15 protein-coding genes are annotated in these 18,481 nt (G+C 73.1%); 10 read left to right on the top strand and 5 right to left on the bottom strand.

The genetic code is table 11. From position 1 onward, the window contains the following. The first annotated feature begins 1 nt into the window (after position 1). From AB0F88_RS00605 to AB0F88_RS00585, 5 genes are all read left to right on the top strand, one after another. Positions 2 to 2,428: a KR domain-containing protein gene (locus tag AB0F88_RS00605; RefSeq protein WP_362675793.1), complete on the top strand. Its 2,427-nt coding sequence runs from the start codon at positions 2 to 4 to the stop codon at positions 2,426 to 2,428. Between the two features lie 23 nt (positions 2,429 to 2,451). Next, on the top strand, positions 2,452 to 3,684 hold the full coding sequence (locus AB0F88_RS00600) for a cytochrome P450 (protein ID WP_362675790.1): 1,233 nt from the start codon (positions 2,452 to 2,454) through the stop codon (positions 3,682 to 3,684). Between the two features lie 38 nt (positions 3,685 to 3,722). Next, positions 3,723 to 5,552 carry an asparagine synthase (glutamine-hydrolyzing) gene (gene asnB / locus AB0F88_RS00595; RefSeq protein ID WP_362675787.1) on the top strand — a complete coding sequence of 610 codons (1,830 nt, stop codon included), beginning with the start codon at positions 3,723 to 3,725 and terminating at the stop codon, positions 5,550 to 5,552. A gap of 749 nt (positions 5,553 to 6,301) precedes the next feature. Next, complete coding sequence (locus tag AB0F88_RS00590; protein ID WP_362675784.1) at positions 6,302 to 7,405, top strand: AfsR/SARP family transcriptional regulator; 1,104 nt, start codon at positions 6,302 to 6,304, stop codon at positions 7,403 to 7,405. After that, a complete protein-coding gene (locus tag AB0F88_RS00585; protein WP_362675782.1) occupies positions 7,402 to 8,349 on the top strand; it encodes a hypothetical protein in 948 nt (315 codons plus the stop codon). Before AB0F88_RS00590 ends, AB0F88_RS00585 begins: the two co-directional genes overlap by 4 nt. 148 nt (positions 8,350 to 8,497) lie before the next feature. On the opposite strand, the gene AB0F88_RS00580 is transcribed toward AB0F88_RS00585, so the two are convergent. Further along, a complete protein-coding gene (locus AB0F88_RS00580; RefSeq protein ID WP_362675780.1) occupies positions 8,498 to 9,466 on the bottom strand; it encodes a helix-turn-helix domain-containing protein in 969 nt (322 codons plus the stop codon). Between the two features lie 242 nt (positions 9,467 to 9,708). On the opposite strand from AB0F88_RS00580, the gene AB0F88_RS00575 reads away from it, so the two are divergent. The 3 genes from AB0F88_RS00575 to AB0F88_RS00565 all read left to right on the top strand — a co-directional run bounded on the left by AB0F88_RS00575 (position 9,709) and on the right by AB0F88_RS00565 (position 11,754). Beyond that, the gene (locus AB0F88_RS00575) at positions 9,709 to 10,569 is read left to right on the top strand and encodes an alpha/beta hydrolase (protein WP_362677877.1); all 861 of its coding nucleotides are present in this window, start codon (positions 9,709 to 9,711) and stop codon (positions 10,567 to 10,569) included. A 103-nt stretch (positions 10,570 to 10,672) separates the two neighbouring features. Next, the gene (locus AB0F88_RS00570) at positions 10,673 to 11,008 is read left to right on the top strand and encodes a metalloregulator ArsR/SmtB family transcription factor (protein ID WP_362675777.1); all 336 of its coding nucleotides are present in this window, start codon (positions 10,673 to 10,675) and stop codon (positions 11,006 to 11,008) included. Beyond that, complete coding sequence (locus AB0F88_RS00565; RefSeq protein WP_362675774.1) at positions 11,008 to 11,754, top strand: cation transporter; 747 nt, start codon at positions 11,008 to 11,010, stop codon at positions 11,752 to 11,754. The genes AB0F88_RS00570 and AB0F88_RS00565 overlap by 1 nt, the downstream gene beginning before the upstream one ends. A 79-nt stretch (positions 11,755 to 11,833) precedes the next feature. Here AB0F88_RS00565 and AB0F88_RS00560 read toward each other — a convergent pair whose 3' ends face one another. Beyond that, positions 11,834 to 12,754 (bottom strand): LysR family transcriptional regulator, encoded by a 921-nt coding sequence (locus tag AB0F88_RS00560; protein WP_362675771.1) that lies wholly within the window; start codon positions 12,752 to 12,754, stop codon positions 11,834 to 11,836. Between the two features lie 71 nt (positions 12,755 to 12,825). On the opposite strand from AB0F88_RS00560, the gene AB0F88_RS00555 reads away from it, so the two are divergent. After that, complete coding sequence (locus AB0F88_RS00555; RefSeq protein WP_362675768.1) at positions 12,826 to 13,722, top strand: dihydrodipicolinate synthase family protein; 897 nt, start codon at positions 12,826 to 12,828, stop codon at positions 13,720 to 13,722. Between the two features lie 16 nt (positions 13,723 to 13,738). Here AB0F88_RS00555 and AB0F88_RS00550 read toward each other — a convergent pair whose 3' ends face one another. Both AB0F88_RS00550 and AB0F88_RS00545 read right to left on the bottom strand, forming a co-directional pair. Further along, a complete protein-coding gene (locus AB0F88_RS00550; RefSeq protein ID WP_362675765.1) occupies positions 13,739 to 14,623 on the bottom strand; it encodes an SDR family oxidoreductase in 885 nt (294 codons plus the stop codon). A gap of 164 nt (positions 14,624 to 14,787) precedes the next feature. Then, positions 14,788 to 16,092, bottom strand: a complete 1,305-nt coding sequence (locus tag AB0F88_RS00545; protein WP_362675762.1) for an MFS transporter — start codon at positions 16,090 to 16,092, stop codon at positions 14,788 to 14,790. A 79-nt stretch (positions 16,093 to 16,171) separates the two neighbouring features. Here AB0F88_RS00545 and AB0F88_RS00540 point away from each other — a divergent pair, with 79 nt between their 5' ends. Next, on the top strand, positions 16,172 to 17,071 hold the full coding sequence (locus AB0F88_RS00540; RefSeq protein ID WP_362675759.1) for a LysR family transcriptional regulator: 900 nt from the start codon (positions 16,172 to 16,174) through the stop codon (positions 17,069 to 17,071). Between the two features lie 130 nt (positions 17,072 to 17,201). Here the strand turns inward: AB0F88_RS00540 and AB0F88_RS00535 are convergent, their stop codons facing one another. Then, on the bottom strand, positions 17,202 to 18,410 hold the full coding sequence (locus AB0F88_RS00535; RefSeq protein ID WP_362675756.1) for an erythromycin esterase family protein: 1,209 nt from the start codon (positions 18,408 to 18,410) through the stop codon (positions 17,202 to 17,204). Positions 18,411 to 18,481: the final 71 nt, after the last annotated feature.

The following is an 18,481-nucleotide window of genomic DNA, read 5'->3' as shown; positions in this document are numbered from 1 at the left end:
CATGACACGCACCACGCCCGTCCACCGCTACGTCTGGGAACCGGCCCCCGCCCCGCCGCTTCCGCCGTGCGGGCCGCGGCACCTGGCGGGCCGCCGGATCGCGGTCGTCGGCGGCCTGGACGGCACGGCCGAGCGGGTCACGGCCGGCCTCGCAGGGGCCGGCGCGATCCCCTGGCAGCCGGGCGACCCCGGCGTGCCGGACGCCGTCGTGGACCTGACGCTGGCCGACCCGTTCGATCCCACCGACGCGGCGAGCTGGGAGAAACCGCTCACCCGCACGCTGGCGGTGCTCCGGCACTGCTACGACGACTGGGCCGCGGAGAGCGACAGCCGCCGCCTGGGCTATCTGGCCGTGACCTACCAGGGCGGTCACATGGGGTACGGCGAGACGGCCGCCCACCAGCCGCTGGGCGGGATCTGGGCGGGCCTGGCCAAGACGCTCCACCGGGAGATTCCCAACGTCAACGCGCGGGTCGTCGACGTCGCCGACCCGAGGCAGCCCGACCTTCCGGACATCGTGGCCCGGGAGCTGTACCGGTGGGGGCTCTGCGAGGTCGGCTACGTCGACGGCGTGCGCCACACGCTCGCGCCGCGTGTCCGCGAGGCGCCGCCCGCCACCGCGGCACCGGGCCCGCGAGACGTCGTCCTGGTCTGCGGAGGCGGGGTCGGCATCGGCTACGCGCTGGCCACCGAGCTCGCCAGGCGGCACGGCTGCGAGGTCGTGGTCACCGGGCGCCGCGCCGCGCCCGAGGGAACGGAGGAGTGGTTGCGCCTCGATCCCGAGGGCTTCGACGACCACCGTCACGACCTGATGCGCCGGGCCGCGCGCGACGGCACGCTCCGCGAGACCAGGAAGCGGCTGGCCCGGCTGTCCCGGCTGCGGGAGCTGGCGCGGAACCTGCGGGCGGCCGCCGAGGAGGGTCTGCGCGTCAGGTACGAGCCCTGCGACCTCGGCGACCCCGCCGCGGTGTCCGCCCTGGTGGACTCGCTGGGCCCGCGGCTGACGGGCGTGGTGTACATCGCGGGCGTGGACCGCCCCGCCAGGCTGCCCGCCAAGACCGACAGGGATTTCCTCGCGGGCGTCTCGGTGAAGGTCACCGGCTTCCTCCGCGTGTTCGACGCCGTCCGTGACCGTGACCTCGCCTTCTTCTGCAACGCCGGATCCCTCACGGGCCGGCTGGGCGGCATGGTGGGCGAGCTGGACTACGCGGCGGGCAACGAGGCGCTGGCGCGCCTGGGCCTGTGGGCCCGGCGGGCCGGCGGGTTCCGTGTGCTCACCACGTGCTGGCCCCTGTGGCAGGAACTGAGCGCCTCGACGAACGTGGACGCCGCGCTGCGGTACATGACGGCGCTGGATCCCGCCCAGGGCCTGGACCTGTGGTGCCGCGAGCTGCTGTCCTCCTCCGGCGAGGTGACGTTCCTGGGGCGGCTCGGCAGGGAGCTGCGCCCGGTACAGGCCGGCCAGTTCGTGATCGAGCAACCGCTCCCGGGGTTCGACCTCGCCTACGGGAGGATCTTCCACCTCGGGCGGCCGGCCGACTACCGCCCGCCCGCGCGGCTGGTCGCGCGGCTGCGGCTGGACGGCGAAGCGGTGCCCGCCCTCGGCGACTTCCTGGTCGACGGCAGGCCGGCGCTCCCGGTGAGCCTGCTGATGGAGAACGCGCTGCGCTCGGCGGAGTGGACGGTGCCCGAGCAGGGACCGGTGCTCGTCCCGTGCGAGCTGCGTGACGTCCGGATCGACCTGCGGGGCCTGGCGACGGACGGCGGCGAGCTGGTCCTGGACCGGGAGTGCGCCGGCGCGGAGACCGGGGGCCGCTGGAGCACCTCGGTGGTCTTCCGCAGGCCGGGGGACGGCGCGGTGGTGGCGCGGATGGTCGTGGGATACGACCCGGCGGGGTACGACGCGCAAAGCGTGCCCGCCGTGCCCGTGCCCGTGCCTGTGCCCGTGGCCGGCGACGCGCAAAGCGTGCCCGCCGTGCCCGTGCCCGGCGACGCGCAAAGCGTGCCCGCCGTACCTGTGCCCGTGGCCGGCGACGCGACGGCCGCGACGGCCGCGACGGCGGGGCCCGTGCAGGGCGCGCGCCCGCAGGGCCTGGACTGGCGGGGCACGCTCATCGCGGCGGGCGGGTGGCGGCGCGACCGCGACGGCACGCTGAGCGCGGAGGTACCGCCCTGCCCGCCGGCCGACCTGTGGATCGCCGACCTGGTGCCGGGCAACCGGCTGCCCGTCGCCGCGGTGGAGAACATCGTCCGGGCCGTCGCGACGGGCCCGGGCCGGCGGCTGCGGATCGGCCGCGTCGCCCTGCACGCCGACGCCTCCTCGGCCGGCCTCGTCGTCGGCCTGCCCGGCGGGCGCGAGTGGCACGTCGTCGACAGCGGCACGGCACGGGTGGTTCTGACACTGCGCGAACCGGAACTCGGCGCCTGACGGGGAGAGAGGGCACGATCCCGATGAAGATCACGATGGCGGACATCTACCGCCAGGAGCACATAGACGACCCGTATCCGCTGTACCGGCGGGTGCGCGAGGCCGACCCGGTCTACTGGGACGACAAGATGGGCGACGACGGGGCCTGGATGGTCACCGGCTACGCCGCCGCCCAGACCGCGCTCATGGACCCCCGGCTGTCGGCCAGGCGGCCGCACTGGGGCCCGGACCGGCTCCCCGCGGACCCGGAGCTCGCCTCGGCGCAGCGCGCGATCGACCAGCAGATCGTCGTCAGCGACGCGCCGGAGCACACCCGCCTGAGACAGCACCTCACCCGGCCCTTCCTGCGGCGCCGCGTCGACGAGATGCGCGAGGACGTGGTCAGGCTCACCCACTACCTGCTGAAGGCGGCCGTGGCCGGTGAGTCGGGCGAGCTGGACGCGATGGACCGCTTCGCCTTCGCGCTCCCGGCCGTCAGCCTCGCCGGCGTGCTGGGCATCCCCGCCTTCGACGAGCGCTACCTGTCCTGGATGCTGAGCCTGGGGCTGCTCATCGACGACGGGCCGCTGAGCCGTACGCACCACGAGAAACTGCTCGGCGGGGTCGTCGAATACCTCCGCTTCTTCGCCGGGCACGTCGCGGAACGGCCGGGAAAGGGGGCGGCGGGCAGGCGCCAGGACCTGCTGCAGACCCTGGCCGACCACTACACCGGCGGCGGATTCGCCGACGCGGAGGAGCTGAACGGCAACCTCGCCTTCCTGCTCACCGCAGGCCAGATCAGCACGGCGCACCAGATCGGCAACACCCTGCTCCACCTGCTGCGCCACCCCGACGTGTACGACCGGCTGCGGGCGGACCCCGGCGCGGTGCCCGCGGCCACCGCCGAGTTCATGCGCTACGACGCCTCCATCCAGCTCACCAAGCGGCGGGTGCGCGAACCCTTCGAGCTCGGCGGCCACGAGATGGGCCCGGGGCAGGAGATCTACGTCTGGATCGGCGCGGCCCACCGCGATCCGGAGCAGTTCGCCGACCCCGACCGGCTGGACCTGGACCGGGCGGGGGTCAGGCACATCGCCTTCGGACACGGCGCCCACTACTGCCTCGGGGCGCGCCTGGGGCAGCTCGTCCACGACGTGGCCGTCCAGGCGTTCGTCGAGCGCGTTCCCGCGCCCCGCCTGCGGACCGACAAGATCGAACGGTCGGTCATGCCGACCTTCCGCGGGCCGTACAAGCTTCCTGTCGGTTTCGGCCGGTAGGCGCCTGCCCCAACCGCTCACCAGAAGGAGGACCCGGTATGTGTGGCATAACCGGATGGGTGGATTTCGACCGTGACCTCACGAGGGAACGAGACCTGCTGCGCGCGATGACCGAGACCATGGCCTGCCGGGGGCCGGACGACGCGGGCGTGTGGGCCGACACCCACGCGGGCATCGGGCACCGCCGGCTCGCGGTCATCGACATCGAGGGCGGCGCCCAGCCCATGAAGGCCGAGCGGGACGGCCGCGTGGTGGCCGTCCTGACCTACTCGGGCGAGGTCTACAACTACCGCGAGCTGCGCGAGGAGCTGAAGGCCAGAGGGCACCGCTTCCACACGGCGAGCGACACCGAGGTGGTGCTCGCCGCCTACCTGGAGTGGGGTGAGAACTGCGCCGACCGTCTCAACGGCATGTTCGCCTTCGGCGTGTGGGACGTGGAGCGCCAGGAGCTGGTGCTCGTCCGCGACCGCCTGGGCGTCAAGCCGCTGTACTACCACCCCACCCCGGCGGGCGTGCTCTTCGGTTCGGAGCCCAAGGCCCTGCTGGCCAACCCGCTCGTGCGGCGCGGCATGGACATCGACGGGCTGCGCGAGGTGCTGACCTTCACCAGGATCCCCGGCCGGACGGTCTACCAGGGCATGCTCGAGGTGCTCCCCGGCCAGGTGGTCAAGGTCGGCAGGAACGGCCTGATCTCCAGGCGCTACTGGAGGCTGGAGGCACGCCCGCACACCGACGACCTCGAGACCACCGTGGAGACCGTGCGAGGGCTGCTGGAGGACATCGTCGAGCGCCAGCTCGTCTCCGACGTCCCGCTGTGCGTCCTGCTGTCGGGCGGCCTGGACTCCAGCGTCCTGACCGCCCTGGCGGCCAGGAAGCTCGGCGCCCGGGGGGAGCTCGTACGCTCCTTCGCGGTCGACTTCGTCGGCCAGGGGGAGGGCTTCACGGCGGACGACATGCGCGGCACGCTCGACGCGCCGTTCGTGGCCGAGGTCGCCCGCCACGTCGGCTCCGAGCACACCGACATCGAGCTGGACGCCGCGCGGCTCGCCGACCCGTCGGTACGACGGGCCGTGCTGAACTCGCGCGACGTGCCGATCGGCCTGAGCGACATGGACGCCTCGCTGTACCTGCTGTTCAAGGCGATCAGCGCGCACTCCACGGTCGCGATCTCCGGAGAGTCGGCCGACGAGCTGTTCGGCGGATACATCTGGTTCCACGACCCGAACGTGATCAACGCCCCCGTCTTCCCGTGGGCCGCGTACGGGTCCATGGACCACACCGCGCTGTTCGACCTCGGGCTGCTCCAGAAGCTCGACCTGCAGAACTATCTCGCCGAGCGCTACCACGAGGCCCTCGCCGAGGTGCCCCGTCTGGAGGGCGAGACCGGCCTGGAGCGCCGGATGCGCGAGATCAGCCACCTTCACCTGTCCCGCTTCCTCCAGCTCATGCTGGACCGCAAGGACCGCACCAGCATGGCCTGCGGCCTGGAGGTGCGCGTCCCGTTCTGCGACCACCGCCTCGTCGAGTACGTCTTCAACGTCCCCTGGGCGATGAAGACGCACGACGGGCGGGAGAAGAGCCTGCTGCGGGCCGCCACCGCGGACCTGCTGCCGCGGTCGGTCCTCGACCGCCGCAAGAGCCCGTACCCCTCCACCCAGAACCCCGCCTACGACCAGGCCGCCAACGAGGAGCTGGGCCGGGTGCTCGCCGACCCGAACTCGCCGCTGTATCCCCTGCTCGACCAGGAGAAGGCGCGGCTCAGGGCGGACGGCAGGGGCCCCGGCGGGCGCATGGAGCGCAACCTGCTGGACAACACGCTGCAGATGAACACCTGGCTCGACTCCTACGGCATCACCCTGGACGTGTAGGCCGGCGGGCCGATGCCGGTGTCGCCGGACGGCGTCCGCGAACGGCCGTCCCCGTCGATGAGTTTCCCGGTCCTTGTCAGGTGCGCGCGTTACGCGGGGAGCGTCCTGTGGAAAGGGAATCGCCCGGGTCCTCCGGTCCCTTCCAGGGCCGGCGGATCGCGATCGACGCCGGATCGACCCGGCGCGGGCCGTGAAAGACGGGGCGACCCGATTACTCCGGCCGCATAACGATCGCCCGACAGGTGAAGGTGGATTCTTGTCACCGGACACGTCGCAACCCCTGATCCGTCGCTCGTGGCGAGACCGCGCGAATTCGGGACGGGTCTGGGACTCGCCGGAGTCCCGCGCGCCGGCACCCGGTCCGGCCCGGGTTCCCCCAGGCCGGGGCCGAATTTCTCGGAAACGCTCATGGCCGGCCTTTCCCGGTGATGGCGCGTGGTCATTCCTTTGTGTTTCTGAATCCTTTGCCGATGTACGGAACGGGGAAAGAGGAATGCGTGTCCAGTGATTTCCCGTGGCAGGTGGTCGTCTCAGGGTCCGGTGTTTTCTTCGACCTTCGGGAACGCCTTCCAGGGAATTGTTCTTACGGGCTGTCAAATCACGAGTAAGTTTTCTGCGGGTGAGGTGGCGCGCGCGCTCGTCTCGTCGGGTGAGCGGGCGGCGGCACGGGCCCGGTGAACGTGAGCAGGCGTCGGAGATCGTGGTATCCGTCCAGCTCACGCCGATTTACCTGGAGCGAGGCTGGAGGAATGGTCATCGATCGAAGTCTCGGCGTGCAATTCAGAGCCGTGATGACTACCGTCGTCACTGCAAGGAACGACGAAGAATCCTTCGTGCCGACCGGCGCGAAAACCAACGGGGAACGTCCGAACTCTTTCAGAGAGTGGCAAGAGATGCAGTTTCGCATTTTAGGCCCGGTAGAGATCTGTGACGACAAACGACATCGCCGCTTCGTTCCGCCGGGGCGGAAGCAGCGCGCATTGCTGGCGACGCTGGTCATCAGGGCGGGACAGGTTCTGCCGGTGGACCGGCTCATCAACGAACTGTGGGGCGCGAACCCGCCGGCCACCGCGGTCAACTCGCTCCAGGCCACGATCGCCCGGCTCCGCCGCCTCATGGACGTGCCGAAAACGGGGGACGACACCGACTGGGTGATCCTCACCCAGGATTCCGGATACGTGATGCGGCCGGGGCGGCAGGCCACCGACGCGGACCGGTTCGCCGAGCTCGCCGACGAGGGCAGGGCCGTCGTCGCGATGAACCCTCACCGCGCCGTGGCCCTGCTGCGCCAGTCACTGGCCCTGTGGCGCGGTCCCGCGCTCGAGGACGCCGTCTGCGGCGACATCTGCGCCACCTTCGCGATCCAGCTCGAGGAGAAGCGGCTGGCCGTACTGGAGGCACTGTACGACGCGAGCCTGCGCACCGCCCGGCACGCCGAGATCATCGGTGAGCTGGAGGCGCTCGTCGGCGAGCACCCCTTCCGGGAGCGGTTCCACGACCTGCTGATGGTCGCGCTGTACCGCAGCGGCCGGCAGCCGGAGGCTCTGGCGGTCTACGAGAGGCTGCGCGCGCGGCTGTCGCGTGAGCTCGGCCTGGAGCCCAGCCCGGCCCTCCAGCAGCGGGTGCAGGAGGTGCTGAACCGGGCGGCGGAACTCGACGGTGCCGCGCGCCCCGGCCGGCGGGCGACGCCGCACGGCACGCCGGAGACGGACCTGATCGTTTCCGGGCTCTTCCGGGAGGTCGGACATCTCCGGCACCGGCTGGAGCTGCTCACCCGCGAGTACAACGCGCTCCACGACCGGTTCGACGCCCTGGTCGCGCCGCTCGCCAGGCCCAAGGCGGTGGGAGAGTGAAAGCCCTGCCCAGGCCGCGCGGCTACAAGTGGCTCGACCGGCACATCGACCGGCTGGACCCGGAGACCGACTACCACGAGATCGTGCGGCTGACGGCGGTCTTCCGGCTCAACGAGTTCCTGCTCAACATCGGGTACGTGGTCAACTTCATGGACGTGACCATGCCGACCCACGGTGGTGACGCGCTCATCTTCGGCGGCAAGGTCGTCCACCAGCCGCAGCGGCGCTTCGAGGACAGCGCGTACTTCCTGTGGACGTGGTACCTGTACCCGCCGGACAGCGAGCCGGTGAAACGGTCGATGGACCTGCTCAACCGGATTCACGGGGCGGTCGCGAAAGGGATACCGGGCGCGTTCGCCCACAACGAGGACTACGTGCAGGGCCTGTGCCTGCTGGCCGTCCTGCCCCATCGCCTGCAGCAGCTGTGCGGGCTGCCCGGATACCCCGAGCGCGTTCAGATCGCCTACCACAACTGGGCCCGAGCCCTGTCCGAGCACGTCACCGTCGAGGGCGGCGCCGCGGTCAAGGACTTTCCCGAGGACTTCTACCAGATGGTGAACTTCGCCGACGAGTACGACGCCCGCCAGTGGCCCAGGACCAGGAACGGCCACACGGCGAGCGACGCCTTCATCCGGCAGTTCTGCGAGCGCTGGTTCCCCCGCCCCCTGCGGGGCGTGGGCCGCACCCTCATGCTCACCGTCATCCCCGAGAACATGCGCAGGGTGCAGCAGCTGGAGGACCCCCACCCGCTGGGGCAGCTGCTGGTCAAGCTCGGGATGCGTGCCATGTTCACCCTCCAGGGGCTGCTGCCCGACCCCCGGACCCCCGTCTACCGCCGCAAGGTCAGCAGGTCCGACAGCCCGAGCATGCGGCAGCTCAAGGAGACGGGGGAGATGCCCAGCGGACCGCCGAAGCGGCGACCGGCGCCGGCGGGAGGTTCCTAGCGCTCGGGACGGGCGAGGGGGCCGGTTCCCGCCGTGCGGACCTGTGCGGACCCGTGCGGACCATCGGAGGGGACCGGCTCCGGTGCCGTACGGGCCACCGGGGGACCGGCGGCGGTCGAGGCGGGCCCGCACCCCGTCCCGGGATCCCTCAGCCGGAGCCCTTGGCCCGGGCCTGGCGGTAGCGGGCGGGGGAGAGGCCGAACTCGGTGACGAACGACTGCCGAAGGCTCTCGGTGGAGCCGAACCCGCAGCGGGTCGCGATGTCCGCCACCGAGAGCGACGACGAGACGAGGAGCCGCTCGGCCGCCTGCGTGCGCGCGTGCCTGATGAAGCGACCGGGCGTCCTGCCCAGGTACTCCAGGCTGAGCCGGGTCAGGTGGCGCTCGCTCACGTTCAGCTTGGCGGCCAGCGTCGCGGGGCTCAGATCACCGTCGAGGTTGCCGACGACGTGGTCGACCACCTGCCGGATCAGCGGATGCTCCGGCGGCGGCGCGCCCACGAACATGCTGATCTGCGCCTGGTCGCCCGGCCGCTGCAGGTAGGTCACCAGGGCACGCGCCACGATGCGGGCCAGGCGGGGGCCGTGGTCCTCCTCGACGAAGGCGAGCGTCAGATCCAGGGCGCTGGTGACGCCGGCCGCGGTCGACACGTGGCCCTCGCGGATGTAGAGCGGGCCCGGGTCGACGGTGACGTTGGGGTGGTGGGCGGCGAGCGTTCCCGCGTACCTCCAGTGCGTGGTGGCGCGCCGCCCGTCCAGCAGCCCGGCGGCGGCCAGCAGGGTCGCGCCCGTGCACACCGACGCCACCCGCCTGCTGACCGCGGCCAGCCGGCGTATGTGCGCCAGGAGCACGGGATTGCCCGCGGCGGCCTCGTGGCCGATCCCGCCGGAGACGACCAGGGTGTCGAGCGGGCCGGTGACGCGTTCGAGGGCCACCTGGCTCTCCAGAGTCAGGCCCGAGTCGCAGGGCAACGGCCTGCCGCCCGAGGTGGCGAGACGTGTCCGGTAGGGGGGAGCCGCCCCCAGCTGGTTGGCCATGTGGAGCGGCGTGGTCACCGAGGCGATGTCCAGCAGCTCCGACTGCGGATACCCGATCACGACGGTCAACCGCTCGTTCATGGTGCCCATCCCGTCGGAGAGCCGACACGGACCCCAAGTTTACCGGCCGGGCCGCGACCGGCCATGGTCCGCGCGACCGGCCATGACCGGCGCCCGGCGTCACTCCACGGGAAGAGTCTCCACGGGAGGAGTAAGGGATCGATTTCTCGGTAGGTTCACGCCGTTGCGAACGTCACGGTTCACGCCGTGGCGTACGTCACGGGGCGATGATCGTCGAGCACTACCAGGGAGACACCGAGGCGATGTTCGAAGGTTTCGAGGCAGGACCGATCGAGGTCGAGGACGCGTCCATCTTCGTCCGCCGCGGCGGGGAGGGGCCGCCGGTGCTGTTGCTGCACGGCCATCCCCGCACCTCCGCGACATGGCACCGCGTCGCGCCGCGGCTGGTCGAGCGCGGCTTCACGGTCGTCTGTCCCGACCTGCGGGGATACGGCCGCTCGCGCGGCCCGGCGCCCACCGCCGACCACTCCGGGCACTCCAAGCGCGCCGTCGCGAACGACATGGTGGCGGTGATGCGCTCCTTGGGGCACGCCCGGTTCGCTCTCGCCGGACACGACCGGGGAGGCGCCGTGGCGTTCCGCCTCGCCCTGGATCACCCCGACGCGGTGTCCCGGGCGGCGTTCGTCGACTGCCTGCCCATCAGCGAGCACCTGTCCCGCATCACCGCGAAGTTCGCGACGCAGTGGTGGCACTGGTTCTTCTTCGCGCAGCCGGACATCCCGGAACGCGTCATCAACGCCGACCCCGGCAGCTGGTACCGCGGCGACCCGGAGAGCATGGGCCGCGAGAACCACGACGAGTTCCGCGCGGCCACCGGCAATCCCGACGTGGTGCGGGCCATGCTGGAGGACTACCGGGCCGGCCTCACCGTCGACCTGCGCCACGAGGAGGCCGACCGGGCCGCCGGCGTGCGGCTGCGGTGCCCCGTTCTGGCCCTGTGGTCCCTGCGCGACGATCTCGAGGATCTGTACGGTGACCCGCTGAGAATCTGGCGGAACTGGGCCGGCGACCTGCGTGGCCACGGGATCGACTCCGGCCACCACGTGGCCGAGGAGGCCCCGGACGCGCTCGCCGCGGCCCTGGGCGACTTCTTCGGCGGCTGATCCGAAACGGGACAGGCCGGCCGCTCGCCCGAGGCGACACCGTCATCCCGCCCCCGGAATATACAGGACTTCCTGAATTCAGGATTCTGTGTACTCTGAGGACATGCTGACGATCGCTTCCGAGATCGAGGTGCTCGCACGGTTCGGCCGGGCGCTGGCCGACCCGATCCGCTGCCGGATCCTGCTCGCGTTGCGCGAGGCCCCGGCCCACCCCGCCGACCTGGCGGAGCGGCTGGGCGTCTCCCGCACCCGGCTGTCCAACCACCTGGCCTGCCTGCGCGACTGCGGCCTGGTGGTCGCCGTGCCGGTCGGCCGCCGTACCCGTTACGAGCTGGCCGACGTGCGGCTCGGGCACGCGCTGGACGACCTGCGCACCGCGGTGGTCGCCGTCGCCGCCGACGGCACCTGCCCGGACGCGAGCGAGAAGGGCTGCTGCTGATGGTCACCGCCGCGCTCGGCCCCGGCCCGGCCCGTCGCGCCCTGCTGGCCCGGCGGATCCGGCTGCTGGTGGCCGCGACCATCACCTACAACGTGATCGAGGCGGTCGTGGCCGTCACGGCCGGGACCGCCGCCTCCTCGGCCGCGCTGATCGGGTTCGGGCTGGACTCGGTCGTCGAGGTCGCCTCGGCCGCCGCGGTCGCCTGGCAGTTCAGCGCCGCCGACCCCGAGCGGCGGGAGAGGAGCGCGCTGCGCGTGATCGCGGTCTCCTTCTTCGCGCTGGCCGCCTACGTCGGCTTCGACGCCGTACGCGCCCTGCTCGGCGAGGGCGAAGCCGAGCACTCCACCCCCGGTCTCGTCCTCGCCGCCCTGTCACTGCTGATCATGCCGTTCCTGTCCCACGCGCAGCGCCGCGCCGGCCGCGAGCTCGGCTCCGCCTCCGCGGTGGCCGACTCCAAGCAGACCCTGCTGTGCACCTACCTGTCGGCGGTGCTGCTGATCGGCCTGGGGCTCAACAGCGCCTTCGGCTGGTCCTGGGCCGACCCGATCGCCGCCCTGGTCATCGCCGCCGTGGCGGTCAGGGAAGGCCGCCAGACCTGGCGCGGCGACGCCTGCTGCACCCCCGCCCCGCCGGCCGCCGCCTCCGCCGCCTCCGCCGCCTCCGCTGCCTCCGCCGGCTCGGCCGGCTCGGCCGGCTCGGCCGCGAAAGCCTGCCCTGACGGCTGCTGTCCCGCACCGCGGGGGTAGCGCGCGGCAGGACGACGCGGCAGGACGACAGGGCCGATCGCGTTTCCCGCCGGTGACGCCGGGCGGCCGCCCGGGATGCTCACCGGCCGAGGTAGGCCTCGGTGGAGGCGCGGAGGGCGGTGACGCACGCGGCCACGGCCGGATGGGCGGCCGCGCCCTTCCGGTAGGTGACGCGGGTTCGCCGGCGGGTGGCGAGCGGGACGAGGCGCACCCCGGCCGGTGGCCGCGCCGCGGCGAGCTGCGGTACGAGCGAGACGCCCTGGCCGGCCGCCACCAGGGCGAGCACCGCGGCGAAGTCGTCGGCGTGGTGCCGCACCAGCGGGCTGAAACCGGCGGTGCGGCAGACCTGCAGCGCGACGGCGTGGCAGGCGGTGCCGGGGCTGCCCACGATCCAGGCGGCGTGCCGGGCGTCGCCGACCGGGTCGGTGCCGTGGTCGGCGTCGGGTTCGGCGCCAGGGCCTGTGCCGGCGGAGGGCATGGCGAGGAACACCGTCTCGTCCAGCAACGGCACCGCGTCGAGCGTGTGGCCGGGCTCGACCGGCATGATGTCGTAGTCGTTCACCAGGGCCACGTCCAGCCGCCGTTCGCGCAGCGCCTCGGGCATGGCGACAGGGTCGAGTTCGGTCACCATCAGCTCGAGGCCGGGGTGGTCGAGACCCAGCGTGACCAGCGCGGCCGGCAGAAGGGTGCGCACGGCGGTGGGGAACGCGCCGATGCGCAGCGGACCGGCGGGCTCCCCGCGGGCCGCGGCCAGCGCGGCGCCGGCGCCTTCGAGGGCGGACAGGACGGTCTCGGCGTGCCGCACGAGGACGACACCGGCCGGGGTCAGGACGACCCGGCGCCCGGTCCGCTCCAGCAGCGGCACGCCCGCCTCGCGTTCCAGCGCGGCCAGCTGCTGGGAGACGGCCGAAGGCGTGTACGTGTGCGACCTGGCCACGGCGGCGATCGTGCCCAGCTGCGCCAGGTCGCACAGCAGGCGCAGTCGGCGGACGTCGAGCATCAGTTCAGCTTACGGGTGTGCGTAGAAAGCTGAACTGGACCTTGCCGATCCGGGCGGCGCACCCTGGACGCATGACGCTCACCGGACTGTACGTGCCCTTGATCACCCCGTTCGACGACGCCGGAGCCGTGGCTCTCGACGCGCTGGAAGCCCTCGCGCACCGGATCCTGGACGCCGGGGCGACCGGGGTGGTCGCGCTGGGCACCACCGCGGAGCCGTCCGCGCTCAGCGGCCCGGAGCGGCGGGCCGTGGTGGACCTCGCCGCCCGGGTCTGCGCGGAACGCGGCGCGTGCCTCCTGGTGGGCGCCGCCACCCCGCAGGCGCTGGACGCGCTGCGGGACCGGCCGGAGGCGGTGGCGGCGCTGAGCCTGGTCCCGCCGTTCACGCGGCCGGGCGAGGCCGGGGTGCTGGCCCATTTCCGCCATCTCACCGAGGCCAGCCCGGTACCGCTCGTCGTCTATCACGTTCCCTGCCGGACCGGGCAGTGCCTGTCGGCGGACGCGTTGCGACGGCTGGCCGCCCTGCCCGGCGTGGTGGGCGTCAAGTACGCGGCCGGCGGGATCGACGAGGACACCGTCGCGCTCATGGCCGACCTTCCGGAAGGCTTCGCGGTGCTGGGGGGCGACGACCTGTTCGTCTCGCCGCTGCTCGCCCTCGGCGCGCACGGCGCGATCGTGGCCTCGGCGCACGTGGCCACCGCGCGGTTCGTGGAGCTGGTCGAGGCGTGGCGGGCCGGCGACGTGGCCCGGGCGCGACCCCTCGGGCACCGCCTCTCGGCCCTGTCCGGAGCGCTGTTCGCCGAGCCCAACCCCGCCGCGATCAAGGCGGTCCTGCACGCCCGCGGCGTCATCCCCACCGCCGCGGTCCGGCTGCCGCTCCTGCCGGCCCGGCCGGACACCGCGCGGACCGCGCTGCGCCACGCCGACGCGCTGCGCCACGCCGACGCCCCGCACCACGTCCCGGCCTGACCGGCGGGCCGCGATCTCAGCCGTCGCGGGCCGGGATGAACGCCGGGGCGTGGTCGCGGGCGAAGCCGGCGATGTCACGCGGGGGGCGGCCGAGAAGCCCGGCGAGAGTGTCGGTGGTGAAGTCTCCCCAGCCGGAGGCATACGCCCGCGCGTACTCCTCGAGCATGTCGGCGATCCATTCCGGGACGCCGTGGCCGAGCAGCGTCCTGCGCTTGGCCTCGTCGCCGACCGGCAGGTACGTGACGGGCCTGCCGAGAGCGAGCCCCAGCTCGCCCGCGACCTCGTCGAACGTGAGCGAGCGCGGGCCGGTGAGGGTGTACGTCTCGCCGTGGTGGCGGTCGGGGTCGTCGAGAAGTACGCGGGCGGCGCACTCGGCGACGTCGCGTACGTCGATCATGCCGATCCGCGCCGAGGCCATGTTCAGCGAGAACGTGCCGGTGGCGGCGATGTCGCCCGCCTCGTTCAGCAGGTTCTGCATGAACCAGTGGGGACGCAGGATCGTCCAGCGCATGCCGCACCGTTCGATCTCCCGGTCCGACAGCGCGTGCAGCCTGCCGCTGCGGTTCGGCGCGTCGTGTGCCGCGCCGACGACGGACAGGCGCACGACACGCTCCACACCGGCCTGGCGCGCGGCCCACACGGCGTTCATGGCGTTCTCCGGGGCGCGCGGGCCGTTCGGGGTGAGCAGCCACAGGTCCCGCACGCCCTCGAAGGCGGGCGGCAGCGACCGGGCGTCGCCGAGGTCGCCGGCGAAGACCTCGGCGCCTCGCTCGCGCGGGCCGTCCGCCGCGGACCCGTCGCGGACGAGAGCGCGAAGGTCCACCTCGGCCCCTCGCAGCGCGTTCATCAGCGCGGTGGACACGGTTCCGGTGGCTCCGGTGATCAGTACGGTGCGCGACACGCTCGTTCTCCTTCGGTGACGGTGACGGTGATGGTGACGGTGATGGTGACGGTGATGGTGATGGGGACCAGGTCGCGTACCGCGGCGGTGACCCGGTCACCGCGCGGCCTCCCGCGTCTCCCGCCGTCGCGAACACGGCGACGCGCGTGGTCCGGCCGTCCGGATCAGCCGGCCGAAGTGGCCGAAGTGGCCGAAGTGGCCGAAGTGGCCGAAGCGGCCGGCGTGGCCGGTGCGGGGGCGCCGACGTGGCGAACCGGGGACTCCGGGGGCCCGCCCGCCGCCCGGCCGGCGGTGACGCGCTCCAGGATCCAGAGCACGACGGTCCCGGCCGAGAGGGTGGCGCCCAGGACGCACACGCCGGTCCAGCCGCCGTGCGCCCAGACCACCGAGGTCAGCGCGGAGCCCACCGCGCCCCCCAGGAACAAGGAGGTCATGAAGGCGGAGTTGATCCGGTTACGGGCCTCGGGCCGGATCGCGTAGAGGACGTTCTGGCTGCTGTTGAGCACCGCCTGGTGCGCCAGATCCAGCACGATCACGCCGACGAGCAGCCAGAGCAGCGAGTGCGCCCCCGCCGCGATCGCCGGCCAGGACGCCACCAGCAGGACCGCCCCGGCGCCGGTCACGAGCTGGACGCGCCCGCGGTCGGCCAGCCGCCCCGCCACCGTGGCGGTCAGCGCACCCGCGACACCGGCCAGGCCGAACAGGCCGACGGCCGACTCCGACCAGCCGTACGGCGACCGCACCAGCAGGAAGGTCAGCGCCGTCCACAGCACGCTGAACGAGGCGAGGCTCAGCGCGCCGACACCCGCCCGCCACCGCAGCAACGGCTCGTGGCGGAACATCGCGGCCGTCGAGCGCAGCAGCCCGACGTAGGACAGGCGCCCGCCGTCCTCGCCGAGCCGGGGCAGGAAGGTGCGCAGCAACACCGCCATCAGCGCCATCAGCGCCGCGTTCACCCAGTAGACCGTCCGCCAGCCGCCCAGCTCCGACAACGCTCCGGACGCGGTCCGCGCCAGCAACAGGCCGAGCATCAGCCCGGTCATCACCGTGCCGACCACCCGGCCGCGCTCGGCCGGATCCGCCAGCGTCGCCGCGAACGGCACCACCACCTGCGCTCCGACCGAGGTCAGCGCGGTCAGGGCCGTACCGGCCAGGAGCACCGTGCCGTTGGCCGCGGTGGCCGACACCAGCAGGAAAACCGCGGTCGCGGCGTAGAGCGACACCGTCAGCCGCCGCCGCTCCACCAGATCGCCGAGCGGCACCAGCAGGACCAGCCCCAGCGCGTACCCGCCCTGCGCGGCCGTCACCACCAGCGCCGCCGCAGACGGCCCGACCCCCAGCTCCCGGCCGATCAGGTCGAGCAGCGGCTGCGCGAAGTAGTTCCCCGCGACCGCCAGCCCGGTCGCCGCCGACATGAGCAGCAGCAGCCCGTGCGGCAGGCCGCCGTCCGTACGAGGTCTCATCGTCATGCGCCCAGCTTCGGCAACGAACGATCAATGAGTCCAACACATGTTTGTCATCGGACCGATCGTGCATCACGATTGATCCGTGGAGCTCCAGCAAATGCGCTATGTCGTCGCCGTCGCGGAGACGAGCAACTTCACCCGCGCCGCCGAGCGGTGCCTGGTCGTCCAGTCCGCGCTGAGCCACCAGATCGCCCGCCTGGAACGCGAGCTGGGTGCCAAGCTGTTCGAGCGCACCAGCCGCCGCGTCCGGCTGACCCCCGCCGGCGAGGCGTTCCTGCCCGCCGCCCGCCAGGCCCTCGACGCCGCCGAACGGGCCCGCGCCGAGGTGGCGGCCGCCACGGGCGAGATCCGGGGCCGGCTCGCCGTCGGCGCCATTCCCACCGTCGCGGCGGTCGACCTCCCGACCGTGCTGAAGCGTTTCCACCTGCGGCACCGGCAGGTGCGGATCACCCTCCGCTCGGGCGCGAGCGAGGAGCTTGTCGAACGGGTGCGGCAGGGCAGCCTGGACGCCGCGTTCCTGGGGCTGCCGGTGGGCGCGCGCCCCAGCGGCGTCCGCGGCCGCGAGCTGGCGCGCGGCGACCTCGTCGCCGTGGTGGCGCCCGGCCACCCGCTGGCGGGCGAGGAACGCGTGGACCTGCGCCGGCTGTCGGACGAACCGTTCGTCGACTTCCCCCCGGGCACCGCCGCACGGGCCCAGACGGACGAGGCGTTCGCGGCGGCCGGGGTCCGGCGCGAGGTCGCCTTCGAGGTGACGAACATGGACTTCATGGCCCGCCTGATCCGGCAGGGCCTGGGCATCGGGATGCTGCCCGCCGCCTTCGCACCCGAACTTCCAGATCTGCCCGTCCTGCGGCTTCGCGACGCCCCTGCCCGCATGGAGCACCTCGTCTGGAGCCGCTTCCCGCCGTCCCCCGCCGCCGCGGCGTTCCTGGCCGCCCTCGGCATCCCGGCGGCGGAATCCTCGGGGTCGCCGGACCCGTGACCTCGTCGCCTCCGCCGTGCGGGCGGTGCCGCCGCCCGCGGTGATCGTCACGTCGGCGCCGGGGCGAGGGCCCCCGGCCCGGGTCGCCGCGGCCGCGTGACCTCCCGCCCGCGCCGCCGCCGTGGGCGGCTCAGATCTCCCTGACGAAGATGATGGCGTCGGTCCGGCCGGTGGTGGCCGGGTCGAGAGGGAAGTAGGTGTGGTCGGCCGGGACGCGGGGCACCGGCTCGCGGTCGAGGGCCGCGGCGAGAAGGCCGGGATCGACGACGGCGCGGTCGTGGGGAAGGGGTGACAGGAGCCCTTCGAGGGTGTCGGGCGGGGGGACGTCGGAGCCACGGGTGCCGAAGGTGGCGGCGGCGAAGGCGTACCGGTCGCCGAGGCGTGTGTCCACGATCGCCCCGGCGCTCCACCACTCCAGCGTCCGGCCCGCCAGAGGGCCCCAGCCCTCCGGCAGCAGCCAGCGGCTCCTGTCCTTCTGCAGGTGACGGTTGTGGGCGAAGGCGAGGGTGGGGCCGCGACGGGCCTCGCGACCGACGATGGCGTCGAGGTTGTCGGCCATCATCGCGTCGCGCAGGCACATGAGCGAGCCGACGCGGTCGGGCGAGGTGTCGGCCACGCCGGCGTGGTAGCGCAGGAGCCCGGCGGCGGTACGGGCGTGCAGGTCGGCGCGCCACCAGGCGTCGGGGGAGGTGGCGGCCGTCAGGTGGGGGGCGTGCGCGGTGAGCAGCGCGCGCAGGTCGTCGGTGATCAGGCGCAGTTCCCTGGCCTCGGGGGTGCGGCCGACGGACTGGGCGGGATCCGCCCAGAGGGCGGCCGGGTTGGTCCAGCGCTCGTCGGGACCGAGCAGCTCGTCGAGGCTCTCGCGGCTCCAGGCCAGGTCGAGGTGGGCGGCGAGGTAGTCGTGCAGCGCGGTCAGGGCCGCCTGGGGACCGGCGGGACCGGTCATCTCCAGGGGACCGTCGAAACCGTAGAAGCGGAGCCGCTCGTGCGGGGGACGCCGCTCGTTGTAGGCGCGCATCCAGCGCAGGAGCTCGCGGTTGGCGGGTGAGGCGCCGAGGCCGTGGCTGAGGCCGCGGCCCACCGCGTCGTCGAGGGTCCCCGTGCCGTCGGTGACGTACGCGTCGGCGGCCAGGGCCGTCAGGCAGTCGCTCTCGATGGTGATCGAGCGGTAGCCCTCGTGCTCGACGAGGTGGCGGAAGATCTCGTTGCGCAGCTCGGGGAAGGCTTCGACGCCGTGGGTGGGCTCGCCGAGGCCGAGCAGGCGGGTGGCGGGGGACAGGAGCGCGGTGAGGGCGCCACCGGTGAGGGGGCGGGCGGCGTCCCGGATCGAGATCGTCATATCTTCGACTGTATCGTTGAACCTTCTGTGTAAACTTTGGCGATATTCACGGCTGTCGAAGAGGAAGAACC

The organism is Streptosporangium sp. NPDC023963 (assembly GCF_040639135.1).
Taxonomy (GTDB): domain Bacteria; phylum Actinomycetota; class Actinomycetes; order Streptosporangiales; family Streptosporangiaceae; genus Streptosporangium.
Note: the sequence above shows the minus strand (reverse complement) of the source record. Positions and strands in the feature narration are given on the sequence as shown.

Excerpts from the sequence above, each read along its gene's own strand:
- AB0F88_RS00565 (WP_362675774.1), top strand. The coding sequence starts at position 11,008 with ATGGTCACCGCCGCGCTCGGCCCCGGCCCGGCCCGTCGCGCCCTGCTG.
- AB0F88_RS00535 (WP_362675756.1), bottom strand. The coding sequence starts at position 18,410 with ATGACGATCTCGATCCGGGACGCCGCCCGCCCCCTCACCGGTGGCGCC.
- AB0F88_RS00570 (WP_362675777.1), top strand. The coding sequence starts at position 10,673 with ATGCTGACGATCGCTTCCGAGATCGAGGTGCTCGCACGGTTCGGCCGG.
- AB0F88_RS00590 (WP_362675784.1), top strand. The coding sequence starts at position 6,302 with ATGGTCATCGATCGAAGTCTCGGCGTGCAATTCAGAGCCGTGATGACT.
- AB0F88_RS00600 (WP_362675790.1), top strand. The coding sequence starts at position 2,452 with ATGAAGATCACGATGGCGGACATCTACCGCCAGGAGCACATAGACGAC.
- AB0F88_RS00605 (WP_362675793.1), top strand. The coding sequence starts at position 2 with ATGACACGCACCACGCCCGTCCACCGCTACGTCTGGGAACCGGCCCCC.
- asnB (WP_362675787.1), top strand. The coding sequence starts at position 3,723 with ATGTGTGGCATAACCGGATGGGTGGATTTCGACCGTGACCTCACGAGG.
- AB0F88_RS00580 (WP_362675780.1), bottom strand. The coding sequence starts at position 9,466 with ATGAACGAGCGGTTGACCGTCGTGATCGGGTATCCGCAGTCGGAGCTG.
- AB0F88_RS00575 (WP_362677877.1), top strand. The coding sequence starts at position 9,709 with ATGTTCGAAGGTTTCGAGGCAGGACCGATCGAGGTCGAGGACGCGTCC.
- AB0F88_RS00555 (WP_362675768.1), top strand. The coding sequence starts at position 12,826 with ATGACGCTCACCGGACTGTACGTGCCCTTGATCACCCCGTTCGACGAC.
- AB0F88_RS00545 (WP_362675762.1), bottom strand. The coding sequence starts at position 16,092 with ATGACGATGAGACCTCGTACGGACGGCGGCCTGCCGCACGGGCTGCTG.
- AB0F88_RS00560 (WP_362675771.1), bottom strand. The coding sequence starts at position 12,754 with ATGCTCGACGTCCGCCGACTGCGCCTGCTGTGCGACCTGGCGCAGCTG.